Source organism: Curtobacterium sp. C1, assembly GCF_021049325.1.
GTDB lineage: Bacteria > Actinomycetota > Actinomycetes > Actinomycetales > Microbacteriaceae > Curtobacterium > Curtobacterium citreum.
The window spans coordinates 1,344,136-1,357,036 of the sequence record NZ_CP088076.1 but is presented as its reverse complement, the minus strand read 5'-3'; the positions used below and the strand labels follow the sequence as shown (position 1 = coordinate 1,357,036).

Below are 12,901 nucleotides of genomic sequence, written 5' to 3'. Positions count from 1 at the left end.
GGGACGAGGCTAGGGCGCGGTGGGCCGGTTTCCCGTGATTGCGGTCCCGATCCGGAGGTGTGTCGCGCCCTCGGCGATCGCGTCGGCGTAGTCGCCGCTCATGCCGGCGGACACGTCCGTCGCGTCGGGCGCGAGCGAGACCACGCGCTCCGAGATCGTGCGGAGCCGGGCGAAGGCCCGTCGGGGCTCCTCGCCGAGCGGTGCGACGGCCATCACGCCGCGCAGTCGGATGGTCCCGGTGTCGAGCACGCGGGTCACCATCGCCTCGACGTCGTCCGGCTGCACCCCACCACGACCGGGGTCGTCGGTGAGGTTGACCTGCACGAAGCCGTCGATCACCCGCGGGTCCGGCTCGGCCTCCGTCGGCGCGAAGGCGTCCACCACGGAGTCACGGTCGAGCGACTGCACCACGTCGGCGTACCGGCGTACCTGGCGGGCCTTCTTCGACTGGAGCTGCCCGACGAAGTGCCAGGTCAGGTCGAGGTCGGCCAGCTCGGCGGCCTTGGCCTGCGCCTCCTGGTGCCGGTTCTCCCCCACGTCCGTGACGCCGAGGGCGGCGAGCTCGCGGACGAGCGACGCCGGGTGGTACTTCGTCACGACGACGAGCGTCAGCTCGTCGACGCTCCGACCGGCGGCGCGGGCCGCGTCCGCGATCCCGGACCGGACGGACGCGAGACGCGCCTCCGGTCCGTCGTCGGGTGACGAGGCGGACGGGAGGCGCGTGTCGGCTGCCAAGGACGGCTTACTTCAGGAAGTCGGGGACGTCGAGCTCGTCGTCGCCGTCGAAGGCCGGATCGGCAGCGCGCTGCGCGGGGGCCTCGTGCTGCTGCGACGCCCAGGACGGGCTCGTGGTCGCGGTGTCCTCCACCGAACCGGTCGCACCTGCGGCGGACGACGCGGCGCCCGACTCCGGGTCGACCCAGCTCGAGCGACGCTCCTTCTGCTGCGCGCTCGGCTCGCCACCGTCGAACCCGGCGGCGATGACCGTCACGCGGACCTCGTCGCCGAGGGTGTCGTCGATGACCGCACCGAAGATGATGTTCGCCTCGGGGTGGACCGCCTCCTGCACCAGGCGCGCGGCGTCGTTGATCTCGAAGATGCCGAGGTTCGAGCCGCCCTGGATCGAGAGCAGCACGCCGTGCGCACCGTCGATCGAGGCCTCGAGCAGCGGGGACGCCACGGCGAGCTCGGCCGCCTTGATCGCCCGGTCCGCCCCGCGGGACGAGCCGATCCCCATGAGCGCCGAGCCGGCACCCTGCATGACGCTCTTGACGTCGGCGAAGTCGAGGTTGATCAGACCCGGGGTCGTGATGAGGTCCGTGATGCCCTGCACGCCGGCGAGGAGCACCTGGTCGGCGGTCGCGAACGCCTCGACCATCGAGATGCCGCGGTCGGAGATCTCGAGCAGGCGGTCGTTCGGCACGACGATGAGGGTGTCGACCTCGTCCTTGAGGCCCGCGACGCCGTTCTCGGCCTGGGACTGGCGGCGCTTGCCCTCGAAGCTGAACGGCTTCGTGACGACGCCGATGGTGAGCGCTCCGATCGACTTCGCGATGCGCGCGACGACGGGCGCACCACCCGTGCCGGTGCCGCCGCCCTCGCCCGCGGTGACGAAGACCATGTCGGCGCCCGCGAGGGCCTCCTCGATCTCCTCGGCGTGGTCCTCGGCGGCGCGACGGCCGACCTCGGGGTCCGCGCCCGCGCCGAGACCACGGGTGATCTCGCGGCCCACGTCGAGCTTGACGTCGGCGTCGCTCAGCAGCAGTGCCTGTGCGTCGGTGTTGATCGCGATGAACTCGACGCCGCGGAGGCCGAGCTCGATCATGCGGTTCACGGCGTTCACGCCGCCGCCGCCGACACCGACGACCTTGATGACGGCGAGGTAGTTGTGGTTCGTGGTCACGTCAGTCGGGCCTCCGGTTGAACCCTCAACCTCTACTTGAAGTTCAGGGGCAATGCTGGTAGATGTGGTGCTCCCGACGACGCTACGGGTGCGCTCCGCGCACTGTCGCCCCGCCACGCCGCGTGTCGCGCGATTCCGCCTCGACATCGCCGGTCGACCGACGCACCGCCCGGCCCCGCGGTCAGGACTTCGCGCGGACGATGCCGTTGTCCGGCGCCGACACGTCGTACTCGACGACCGAGCCGGGGCTGCGGGCCTCGTGGTCCTTGACGAGCGCGGCGAGCAGGGCCGCCTTGGCGCTCGAGTCCTCGGGACTCCCCCACACCACCGTCGACCCGCCCTGCAGCGTGAGCGTCACGTCGTCGGCGGTCGAGGCGGCGACGTCGGTGACCTGCGCCCGCACGGTCGACGGCAGCGCGAGGACGACCTCGGTCATCGTCCGGAACACCGGCGAGCCGAGCTTCGCACGGGCGACGTCGGCGAGCGGCATGCCGTCCGGACGCGAGGGCGAGGACTGCACGACGATGCCCGCGGGGTCCACGAGGTCGAACGCGTCGCCGGACTGCACCGCGACGACCGGCGTCCGCTCGGTGACGGTGACGACGAGCGTGTGCGGCGGCACCTCTTCCGTCACGTAGCTCTCGATGAGCGGGAAGCTCGCGATGTCGCGCTTCACCTCGTCGAAGTCGAGTCGCGCCAGCGGGGTGCCGACCTGGTCGGACAGCGCCTGCCGGAGCGCGGCGTCGTCGACCCGGTTCGTGCCCTTGACCTCGATGGTCTGCAGCGCCATGAGCGGCGAGTAGACCGCCACCAGGAGCGACGCGCCGAAGACCACGACCACCACGCCCGCGGTGATCCAGGCCGCTCGGCGGTGGCGGGCGCGACGGGTGAACCGTCGGACCTCGGCCCGCTCGAGCAAGCGCCGGCGCCGCTTCGCGACGCGCGCCTCACGCGCGGTCTCCGCAGCGCGGACACCGGTACCGATGGGCGCGTCGCCGTGGTCGTCCCGGGTGTCGTGGCCGTCCGCCTCCGGGTCGGTCGACCGGGAGGCACGGTGCACGTCGAGCACGTCGGTCACGGTCGCGACGTGGTCGCGCTCGGCGGTCCGACGCGACGCGCTCGGGTGCTCCTCGTCCGGTGAGTAGCCGCGGAGCTGCTCGGCCACCGACGAGAAGCCGGCGCCGAGCCGCCGTCCGGCGGCACCCGCGAGCGCACCCGCGCGCTCCCGGTTGGAGGGTGCGGCCGTGCGGTCGGCCGTGCGGTCGTCGGCGGGACCGGCCGTCTCGTCGTCCGTCAGGGGCGCGTCGGCCGCGGGGCGTGCCTCCAGGCCGTCGTCCGGAGCACCCGCGTCGGCGACCGGACGGGACGGACGGCGCGCCGACCAAGGAACAGGGCGCTGCCTGGGACCACGACGCTGCCGGGGAGCCGACGCGCCCTCGGCCGGACCGGCCGGCTCGTCCGGTCGGTCGTCGAAGCCCTCCGGCCGCTTCATCGCGCCGGGGTGTCCTCGTCCTGGCGCAGGGCGCCGAGCACCTGCGGGATGATGCGGTACACGTCGCCGCAGCTCAGGGTCATGATGATGTCGCCGTCGCGCGCGACGGCGGCCGCGCGGGCCGAGGCCTCGTCCCAGTCCGGCAGGAACTCGACGCGTGACTGGTCCGCGAAGCGCTCCTGGACCAGGGCGCCGGTGACGCCGGGCTCCGGGTCCTCGCGCGCACCGTAGACGTCGAGCACCACCGTGTGGTCGGCGAGCTCCTCGTAGACCTTCGCGAAGTCGCCGGCCATCAGCCGGGTGCGCGAGTACAGGTGCGGCTGGTGGATCGCGATGATCCGGCCGTCGCCGACCACGTTGCGGGCCGCGCGGAGGGCGGCCGCGACCTCGGTCGGGTGGTGCGCGTAGTCGTCGTAGACCGACACGCCGCGCTCGACGCCGTGCAGCTCGAAACGGCGCTCGGTCCCGCCGAACGCCTCGATGCCCCGGATCGCATCCGCCGGCTCGACGCCGAGTCCCGTGAGCACGGCGAAGGCGCCGACCGCGTTCACCGCGTTGTGGCGGCCCGGGACGCGCAGCGTCAGGTGGTGCGACGCACCGCCCGCGGTGAAGTCGACCTCGACGCTCGCGGCTTCGACGATGCGGTCGATCCGGACGTCGGCGTCGGCGGCCTCGCCGAAGGTGACGATCTCGGGCGCGTGCTCGCGTGCACGGACCCCTGCGGTGACGCGCTGCGCCCCGGCGTCGTCGCTCGACACGACGATGCGCTCGCTCGCCTTGCCGGCGAACTCGACGAACGCGTCGATGAACGCCTCCTCGCTGCCGTAGTGGTCGAGGTGGTCCGCGTCGACGTTCGTGATCAGCGCGACCGCGACGTCGTAGAGCAGGAAGGAGCCGTCGGACTCGTCGGCCTCGACCACGAACAGGTCGCTGCTGCCCGGGGCGGAGCTGGTGCCGAGCGACTGGATGACCCCGCCGTTGACGAAGCTCGGGTCCAGGCCGAGCTCGACCATCGCAGTGACGATCATGCCCGTCGACGTGGTCTTGCCGTGGGCGCCGGCGACCGCGACGAGGCGGTGCTCGGCGATGAGCGCGGCGAGGGCCTGGGACCGGTGCAGGACCGGCAGACCACGGCGCTGCGCCTCGAGCAGCTCGGGGTTGTCCGGCCAGAGGGCGCTGGTCACGACGATCGTGTCCGCCGCGCCGACGTTCGCCGCGTCGTGGCCGACGTGCACCTCGGCGCCGAGGTCGCGCATCGTGGCCGTGGTCGCGGTCTCGCGGGAGTCGCTGCCGGTCACGCGGTGCCCCGCGGCGAGGAACATGCGGGCGATGCCGCTCATGCCGGAGCCGCCGATGCCGACGAAGTGGACCGTGCCGAGGTCGTCCGGGATCGGCTGGGTCAGGTCCGGCTTGATGGTCATCGTTCCTCCGTGGTGCTGGTCGTGCTCGGGGCTGCAGCCGCGTCGCGGACGAGCTCGGTCATCCGGTCGGCGCCGTCGCGGTGTCCGACGCTGCCGGCCCGGACGGCCATGTCCGCGATCCGGGCGCGGTCCTGCAGGATGCCGAGCAGGTGGAACGTCACCCACTGCTCGTCGAATTCCCCGTCCGCCACGAGCACCGCTCCCCCGGCGTCGACGACGTCCTTGGCGTTGTGCCGCTGCTCGCCGTTGCCGACCGGGTAGGGCACCAGGACGCTCGGCAGCCCGACGGCCGTGAGCTCGCACACCATGCCGGCGCCCGAGCGGGACACCACGAAGTCGGACGCCGCGTACGCCAGGTCCATCCGGTCGCAGTACGGCAGCACGTGGTAGCCGTCGAGGTCGCTCGGGCCGATGTCCGACTTGCCACCGACGACGTGCAGCACCTGCCACCCGGCGCCGACGATCGTCGCCGCCGCGCGGTTCACGGTGCGGTTGATGCTGCGTGCGCCCGAGGACCCGCCGGTCACGAGCAGCACCGGGCGGTCCGGGTCGAGCCCGAACTCGGCGAGGCCCTCGGCACGGGACACCCGGCGGTCGAGCGTCTCGATCTCGCGGCGGAGCGGCATGCCCACCACGCGGCCGTGCCGGAGTCGGGTGTTCGAGAAGGTCAGGCCGACGTGCTTCGTCAGGAACGCCGCGAGCCGGTTCGCGAGCCCGGGCTTGGCGTTCTGCTCGTGCACGACGATCGGGGTGCCGGTACGCTTCGCGGCGATGTACGCCGGCGCGGCCGCGTAGCCCCCGACGCCGAGGACGACCTCGACGTCGTGCTCGCGGATGAGCTGCTCGGTCCGACGGACGGCGGCCAGGAAGCGGCCGGGGAACCGGAGTGCGGCGCCGTTCAGCTTCCGCGGGAACGGCAGGCGCGGGATCGTCAGCAGCTCGTAACCGCGCATCGGGACGAGCCGGGCCTCGAGGCCCTCCGCCGTGCCGAGGACGAGGACGCGGGCGTCCGGGTCACGCTCGGTCAGCCGGTCGGCGACCGCGAGCAGCGGGTTCACGTGCCCGGCGGTCCCGCCGCCGGCGAAGAGGTAGGTGCTCACCGGAGCCGTCCGTTCTGTGGTGCGGTGCCGCCCGCGCCGAAGGTCCTCGGGTCGAGGCCGGTGTCGGTGCGGCGGCCGGGGAGGTCGCGCGCGAAGGACAGCACGACGCCGATGGCGATGAGCGTCATGATGAGCGCGGACCCACCGGCGGAGATGAGTGGGAGGGGCACCCCCAGAACCGGCAGCAGCCCGAGCACGACGGCGATGTTGACGAGCGCCTGCCCGATGATCCAGGCCATGATCGCGCCGGTCACGGTCTTGACGAACGGGTCGTCCGACTGCCGGATCACCTTGATCATGCTCACCGCGAGGACGATGAACAGCGCCAGCACGACGACGGCGCCGACGAGCCCGAGCTCCTCGCCGATGATCGCGAAGATGTAGTCGTTGTCCGCCTCGGGCAGCCACGACCACTTCGCCTTGGAGTTGCCGAGCCCGACGCCGAACACGCCGCCGGACGCGAGCGCCCACATGCCGTGGACGGGCTGCCAGCAGAGGTCCTGGTACTGGTTCGAGTCGGTGCACCCGGACAGCCACGCACTGATGCGGACCTGGCGGGACGCCGAGGACATCGTGACGAACGGGAGCACGACCGCGATCGATCCGAGGATCACGAGCAGGTGCCGCGCCCGGGCACCGCCGATGTACAGCGCGCCGAGCACGAGGATGAGCATGATCATCGCCGTGCCCTGGTCGCCGCCGAGGAGCACCATGCCGAGCGGCAGCACCGTGGCGATGCCGACCGGGACGAAGATCTCCTTCCAGTCGTCGAGCTTGTCGCGCTTGACGTACATGATGGCGCCGATGCCGAGCGCGAGGGCGAGCTTGATCGCCTCGGACGGCTGCGCCGTGAAGGAGCCGAACCCGACCCAGTTCCGGTTGCCCTGCACCTCGATGCCGAGCGGTGTGTAGACGAGCAGCTGCAGCGCGAGGGCCGCGCCGAAGAAGCGCATCGCCCACTTCCGCCAGACCCGCGCCGGGATGCGGCTCGCGACGAGCATGAGCGGCACACCGAGGACGGCGTAGAGACCCTGGCGGGACGCGGCGCCGAAGAAGTCGTGCGTCTTGGCGTACTGCTCGACGCTCGAGGACGACAGCACCATCACGACGCCGAACACGACGAGGAACAGCGTGACGCCGAGGATCGTGTAGAACGTGCTCGACTCGGCGACGAAGACGTTCTTCACCGCGATGACCGCGCCGTGCGGACGGCGGGGAGCAGTCCCGCTCGCGCCGCGTCCAGCGCTGCTGCCGGGACGCCCGCTACGGCTGCTCGGGAGATCCGTGGTCGCCATCGGCTGTGCCTCCCAGGTGCTCGTGGACCGCCGCCGCGAATCGTTGCCCCCGGTCCGCGTACGACCCGAACTGGTCGAACGACGCGGCGGCCGGGGCGAGGAGGACCGTGTCGCCCGGTCGTGCGACCGAGGCGGCATGCCGGACCGCCTCGGGCATGACCTGCTCAGTGTCCGTCGCCTCGACCTGGAGGACCGGGACCCCGGGCGCGTGTCGCGCGAATGCCTCGAGCACGGGCGTCCGGTCGGTGCCGATCACGACGACCGCGCGCACACCGGGACCGAAGCGCTCGACGAGCCCGTCGACGTCGACGCCCTTGAACAGGCCGCCGACGATCCACACCACGGTGTCGAACGACGCCAGCGAGGCCGTCGCCGCGTGCGGGTTCGTGGCCTTCGAGTCGTCCACCCACGTGACGCCGTCGGCGGTCGCCACGTGCTCGGTGCGGTGGTGGTCGGCACGGAAGCCCTGCACGGCGGCCCGGATGTGCGCGGGCTCGACCGAGGCGGCGCGGGTGAGGGCCGCCGCGGCCAGGACGTTCATCGTCATGTGCGGGCTCGCCAGCCCGGCCTGCTCGAGGTCGGCCAGGGTCGCGAGCTCGAGCGCGCTGTTCCGCCGGTCCTCGGTGAAGGCGCGGTCGCAGAGCACGTCGTCGACGATCCCGACGTCGCCGGGCGCCGGGACCCCCGGGGTGAAGCCGACGGCGCGGCAGCCCTCGACGACGTCGGCGCCCTCGACCATGCGCCGCGTGGCGTCGTCGGAGGTGTTGTAGACGCATGCCATCACCGAGCGCTCGTACACCTTGGCCTTGGCGGCGCGGTAGGCCTCGGCCGAGCCGTGCCACTCGAGGTGGTCGTCGGCGATGTTCAGGCACGCGCTGGCGAGCGGGACGACGGCGCCGTCGCCGGTGGTCGGCATGTAGTGCAGCTGGTGGCTCGACAGCTCGACCACGAGCACGTCGAAGCCCTCGGGGTCGCGGACCACGTCGAGCACCGGCACGCCGATGTTCCCGCAGGCGACCGCCCGGAGCCCGGCCGCGGCGAACATCGCCGTCGTCAGCTGCGTGGTGGTGGTCTTGCCGTTCGTGCCGGTGATGGTCACCCACGGCGCCGCGATCGGTCCGCGGACGACCTTGTCGCGCACGCGCCAGGCGAGCTCGACGTCGCCCCAGACGGTGCTGTGCTCGACGGCCCAGCGGACGGAGGCGTTGTGCGGCGGCAGACCGGGCGAGACGACGACCAGGTCCGGTGCCTGCTGCTCGAGCGCTGCGGGCACGGTGTCGAGCGCGGTGCGTTCGAACCCGGCGCCGATCACGTCGAGCAGCTCGACCGTGTCGGCGGGGCCGTCCGGCGCGTACACCGTGACGGCGCTGCCGAGCTCGACGAGGGTGTCGGCGACCGAGAACCCGGTGGCGCCGAGGCCGAGGACGGCGACCCGCAGCCCCTTCCAGCCCTCGGCGTACCAGCTGTCGAGTCCGTCCAGGCGTTCAGCCGACACGCGCGATCCACTCCAGGTAGAAGAGCCCGACCCCGGCCGCGACGCAGAGCCCCGCGATGATCCAGAACCGGACGACGACGGTCACCTCGGCCCACCCCTTCAACTCGAAGTGGTGGTGCAGCGGACTCATCCGGAAGATCCGCTTGCCGTGGGTGATCTTGAAGTACGCGCGCTGCAGGATGACCGACCCGGTGACGATGAAGAACAGGCCACCGATCAGGATCAGCAGGAGCTCGGTACGGCTGAGGATCGCGAGACCGGCCAGGGCACCGCCGAGGCCGAGCGAGCCGGTGTCGCCGAGGAAGATCTGCGCGGGCGACGTGTTGTACCAGAGGAAGCCGATCAGCCCACCGCACACGGCGGCCGCGACGACCGCGAGGTCGAGCGGGTCCGAGGTGCTGTAGCAGGCGTGCTCCGTCGAGGCGTCGAGCCGGACACCACCGCAGATCTGGTTCGACTGCCAGAAGCCGATGATGACGTACGAGCCGATCGCGAGGATGCTCGAACCGGTCGCCAGGCCGTCGAGGCCGTCCGCCACGTTCACGCCGTTCGACGTGGAGACCGTGAGCAGCACGATCCACGCGAGGAACAGCACGGTGCCGATCACGGTGCCGAGTGCCATGAAGTCGAGCCACGGCACGTCCCGGATCGCCGAGATCATCGTCGACGCCGGAGGCTTGCCGTTGCCGGTCGGCACCACGAGCGCGATCGTCGCGAACACGACGCCGACGATCACCTGCCCGAGGACCTTCGCCCAGCCGCCGAGCCCGAGGCTCCGCTGCCGCCGGACCTTGAGGAAGTCGTCGATGAAGCCGACGAAGCCGAGTCCGACCATGAGGAACAGCACGAGGAGGCCGGACAGCGTCACCGAGTCACGGCCGACGAGGTGTCCGACGAAGTACCCGAGCACCGCGCCGATGATGAGGACGATGCCGCCCATGGTCGCCGTGCCGCGCTTGGTGTGGTGCGACTGCGGACCGTCGTCGCGGATGAACTGTCCCCAGCCGAGGCGGTGGAACAGCTTGATGAAGAGCGGCGTGGTCAGCAGTGTGAACACCAGCGCGACGGCGCCGGCGATCAGGAGTGCGATCATTCGGGGACACCTCCGAGGCGGTCGCCGAGGAATCGCAGTTCGGCGGACTTCGAGGACTTGACGAGGACGACGTCGCCGGGGCGGACCATCTCCTGCAGGGTGTGGACGGCGTCGTCGACGTCCTCGATGAACACGGACTCGCCGTCCCACGATCCCTCGAGGGTGGCGGCCTGGTGGATGGCCATCGCACCGCGGCCGACGACCACGAGCTGTCCGATGCCGAGACGGACGACGAGCCGGCCGATGCGGTCGTGCTCCTCCGTCGAGAACTCCCCGAGCTCGGCCATCTCGCCGAGCACGGCGACGGACCGCTCCCCCGGTCGGACGACCTGCGCGAGGGTGCGCAGCGCCGCGGCGGTCGAGTCCGGCGACGCGTTGTACGCGTCGTTGATCACGGTGACGCCCTCGGGGCCGCCCTGCAGGAGCTCCATGCGCCAGCGCTCGGCGCGCGTCATCGACGCGAGCGCCGCGGCGCCGTCCGCGAGCGGAACGCCCCACAGGTGGGCGACCGTGAGCGCGGCGGACGCGTTCATCGCGTGGTGCTCACCCAGGATGGCGAGCCGGACGTCGGCCTGCTCCGTCCCTGCGGGCGGGTTGTCGCCACCGTCGACGGGAGGCGCGGTGAGGGTGAAGCGGGTGCCGCTGCGGTCGGTCTCGATGCCGGTGATGCGGTAGTCGGCCGTCTCCGACGTGCCGAACCCGACGACGTGGGCGGCCGTGAGACCGCGCATCGACGCGACGCGGTCGTCGTCGACGTTCAGCAGGGCCGTTGCGGTCGCGGGGAGGTCGGTGACCATCTCCGACTTCGCGCGCTGCGTGGCCTCGATCCCGCCGAACTCGCCGGCGTGCGCGAGTCCGACCTTGAGGACGACGCCGACGTCCGGCTCGGCGATCGAGACGAGCTTGGCGATGTGGCCCTTGCCGCTCGCGCCCATCTCGACGACCAGGAACCGGGTGTCGTGGGTGATCCCGAGCATCGAGATCGGGGCGCCGACGTGGTTGTTGAACGAGCCCTGCGGCGCCACGGTCTCGCCCTGGGTGGCGAGGATCGTGCGGAGCATGTTCTTCGTGCTCGTCTTGCCGTTCGACCCGGTGATGCCGACGACGCGCAGCGGTGCCGGGCGTCCGTCGGCGTCGACGCGGTCCGCGGTCGATGCCCGGACGCGGGCGACGACCTCGTGCGCGAGCGCGGCGAGGGCGGCGTACCCGTCGGACACGACGACCTGCGCGGTGGCGGAGCCCTCGGGCAGGTCGACCACGCGCTCGGTGACGACGAGCGCCGCACCGGCCTCGGCGGCGGCCGGGACGAAGCGGTGGCCGTCGGTCTCCTCGCCGAGCAGGGCGAAGAACACGCTGCCGGGGCCGACGAGCCGCGAGTCCGTCTGCACGGACCCGTCGACGACCTGCTCCGGGGCACCGCTGACGAGCTCGCCGCCGATCGCGGCAGCGATCTCGGCGAGGGTCACGGCGATCATCGGATCTCCTCCGCCGGGCCGCTGTTCGGCTCCCATCCGGCCTCGCGGAGCGCCTGACGCGCTTCGTCGCGGGCCGAGTAGGGCGTGCGGACGCCCTGGATGTCGCGGTAGTCCTGGTGACCGGGACCGGCCCACAGGATCGAGTCGCCCTCGCCGACCAGGCCGACGGCCGTGCGGATCGCCGCCTCGGGCGGGCTGACCTCGTGGAGCTCGTGGTCGGGGAACGCCTCGCGCGCCGCGTCGACCAGCGTCTTCCGGATGCTCGCGGCGTCCTCGAAGCGCGGGTGGTGGTCGGTGATCACGAGGATGTCGCTCCCCGCGGCGGCGACGCGCGCCATGTCGCCGCGCTTCGTCGTGTCACGGTCACCGTCGGCGCCGAACAGCATCAGGACGCGGCCGGGCGTGAACTGCCGGACGGCGGCGAGGGTGTTCTCGAATGCGTCGGCGGAGTGACCGAAGTCGACGTAGACGCTCGGGCCGTGCGGCCCGGACACCCGCTCGGTGCGACCGGGCAGGTAGCACTCGATCGCGCTGACGCGAGGGCCGTCCTCGGTCTCGTCCGGGTAGCGGCGGTGCCCGGACTCGAGCGCCTGGGCGATCGCGCCGAGCTCGAAGCCGCCCTCGACGAGCATGACGATCGCGAGCGCCGCGTTCGCCGCCATGTGCCACCCGATGAGCGGCACACGCGTGGTGAGCTCGCGGCCCTCGGGACCGGTCAGGCGGAACTCGGTGTAGGCCGCGTGTGCGGCGGTGACGTCGACGTGCCACTCGGCCTCGACGTCGGGGTGCACCGTGATGGTCGTCACCGGGATGCGGGAGTCCTGCACCACACGGTGGCCCCAGTCCGTGTCCAGCGAGACGACGCCGCGACGGGCGTGCTCGGGCTGGAACAGCGGGAGCTTCGCCTGGTAGTACTCCTCCATGTCGGCGTAGTCGTCGAGGTGGTCGTGCGACAGGTTCGTGAAGCCGGCCACGTCGAAGACGATGCCGTCGACGCGGTGCCGGCTGAGGGCCTGGGCGCTGACCTCGACGGCCACGGCGCGCACCTCGGACTCGCGCATACGGGCGAGCAGGGCGTGCATCTCGCTGGCCTCCGGCGTGGTCAGCCGGCTCGTGACGCTGAGCGAGCCGATGTGGCGCTCCGCGGTCGAGCTCAGACCGGAGACCAGGCCGAGCTGCTTGAGGATGCCCTCGAGGATGTAGGACGTGCTCGTCTTGCCGTTCGTGCCGGTCGTCGCGAAGAGCTGCGGCAGGTCGGTGGCCTCGTCCGGGCGGGTGCGGTAGACCCACGCCGAGACGTCGCCGAGGGCCGCTCGCGGGTCCTCGACCACGAGCACCGGCAGCCCGGAGGGCTCTGCCAGGGCGGCGCCGTCGGCGTCGGTCAGGACGGCCACCGCGCCACGCTCGGCGGCCTCGGCGGCGAACTGCGCACCGTGCCGGTTCGCTCCGTGCACGCCGACGAACAGGTCACCCGGCTGCACCTCGGCGGCGCTCAGGGTGACACCCGTCGTCTCGACGGCGTCGACCGTCCCCACGACGCGCATGCCGAACGCGTTCGCGAGCTCGGCCACGCTCCTCGGGGTCGGGTGTTCGGGTCGGAGGACCGGGGGGATCCGTGCGGACAAGT

The 12,901-nt window shown here is 72.2% G+C and carries 10 protein-coding genes; all 10 read right to left on the bottom strand.

Going from position 1 to position 12,901, the window contains the following annotated elements:
* Window positions 1-9: 9 nt before the first annotated feature.
* On the bottom strand, window positions 10-735 hold the full coding sequence (locus tag LQK89_RS06610) for a YggS family pyridoxal phosphate-dependent enzyme (protein ID WP_231050543.1): 726 nt from the start codon (window positions 733-735) through the stop codon (window positions 10-12).
* Between the two features lie 7 nt (window positions 736-742).
* Window positions 743-1,903 (bottom strand): cell division protein FtsZ, encoded by a 1,161-nt coding sequence (ftsZ, locus tag LQK89_RS06605; protein WP_144801493.1) that lies wholly within the window; start codon window positions 1,901-1,903, stop codon window positions 743-745.
* A 181-nt stretch (window positions 1,904-2,084) separates the two neighbouring features.
* Window positions 2,085-3,395, bottom strand: coding sequence for an FtsQ-type POTRA domain-containing protein (locus tag LQK89_RS06600; protein ID WP_231050542.1), 1,311 nt, complete (start codon window positions 3,393-3,395; stop codon window positions 2,085-2,087).
* On the bottom strand, window positions 3,392-4,816 hold the full coding sequence (gene murC, locus LQK89_RS06595) for a UDP-N-acetylmuramate--L-alanine ligase (RefSeq protein WP_231050541.1): 1,425 nt from the start codon (window positions 4,814-4,816) through the stop codon (window positions 3,392-3,394). The genes LQK89_RS06600 and murC overlap by 4 nt, the downstream gene beginning before the upstream one ends.
* The gene (gene murG / locus LQK89_RS06590) at window positions 4,813-5,916 is read right to left on the bottom strand and encodes an undecaprenyldiphospho-muramoylpentapeptide beta-N-acetylglucosaminyltransferase (RefSeq protein WP_114850869.1); all 1,104 of its coding nucleotides are present in this window, start codon (window positions 5,914-5,916) and stop codon (window positions 4,813-4,815) included. Before murG ends, murC begins: the two co-directional genes overlap by 4 nt.
* Window positions 5,913-7,211, bottom strand: a complete 1,299-nt coding sequence (gene ftsW / locus LQK89_RS06585; RefSeq protein ID WP_442874061.1) for a putative lipid II flippase FtsW — start codon at window positions 7,209-7,211, stop codon at window positions 5,913-5,915. The genes murG and ftsW overlap by 4 nt, the downstream gene beginning before the upstream one ends.
* On the bottom strand, window positions 7,180-8,706 hold the full coding sequence (murD, locus tag LQK89_RS06580; RefSeq protein WP_231050540.1) for a UDP-N-acetylmuramoyl-L-alanine--D-glutamate ligase: 1,527 nt from the start codon (window positions 8,704-8,706) through the stop codon (window positions 7,180-7,182). Before murD ends, ftsW begins: the two co-directional genes overlap by 32 nt.
* Window positions 8,696-9,799 (bottom strand): phospho-N-acetylmuramoyl-pentapeptide-transferase, encoded by a 1,104-nt coding sequence (gene mraY, locus LQK89_RS06575; protein WP_058742388.1) that lies wholly within the window; start codon window positions 9,797-9,799, stop codon window positions 8,696-8,698. The genes murD and mraY overlap by 11 nt, the downstream gene beginning before the upstream one ends.
* Window positions 9,796-11,274, bottom strand: a complete 1,479-nt coding sequence (locus tag LQK89_RS06570) for a UDP-N-acetylmuramoyl-tripeptide--D-alanyl-D-alanine ligase (RefSeq protein WP_231050539.1) — start codon at window positions 11,272-11,274, stop codon at window positions 9,796-9,798. Before LQK89_RS06570 ends, mraY begins: the two co-directional genes overlap by 4 nt.
* The gene (locus LQK89_RS06565) at window positions 11,271-12,899 is read right to left on the bottom strand and encodes a Mur ligase family protein (protein WP_231050538.1); all 1,629 of its coding nucleotides are present in this window, start codon (window positions 12,897-12,899) and stop codon (window positions 11,271-11,273) included. Before LQK89_RS06565 ends, LQK89_RS06570 begins: the two co-directional genes overlap by 4 nt.
* Between the last annotated feature and the right edge of the window lie 2 nt (window positions 12,900-12,901).

Coding starts and splice junctions, on each gene's coding strand:
- LQK89_RS06600 (WP_231050542.1), bottom strand. CDS start 3,395: ATGAAGCGGCCGGAGGGCTTCGACGACCGACCGGACGAGCCGGCCGGT.
- murC (WP_231050541.1), bottom strand. CDS start 4,816: ATGACCATCAAGCCGGACCTGACCCAGCCGATCCCGGACGACCTCGGC.
- ftsW (WP_442874061.1), bottom strand. CDS start 7,211: ATGGCGACCACGGATCTCCCGAGCAGCCGTAGCGGGCGTCCCGGCAGC.
- mraY (WP_058742388.1), bottom strand. CDS start 9,799: ATGATCGCACTCCTGATCGCCGGCGCCGTCGCGCTGGTGTTCACACTG.
- LQK89_RS06570 (WP_231050539.1), bottom strand. CDS start 11,274: ATGATCGCCGTGACCCTCGCCGAGATCGCTGCCGCGATCGGCGGCGAG.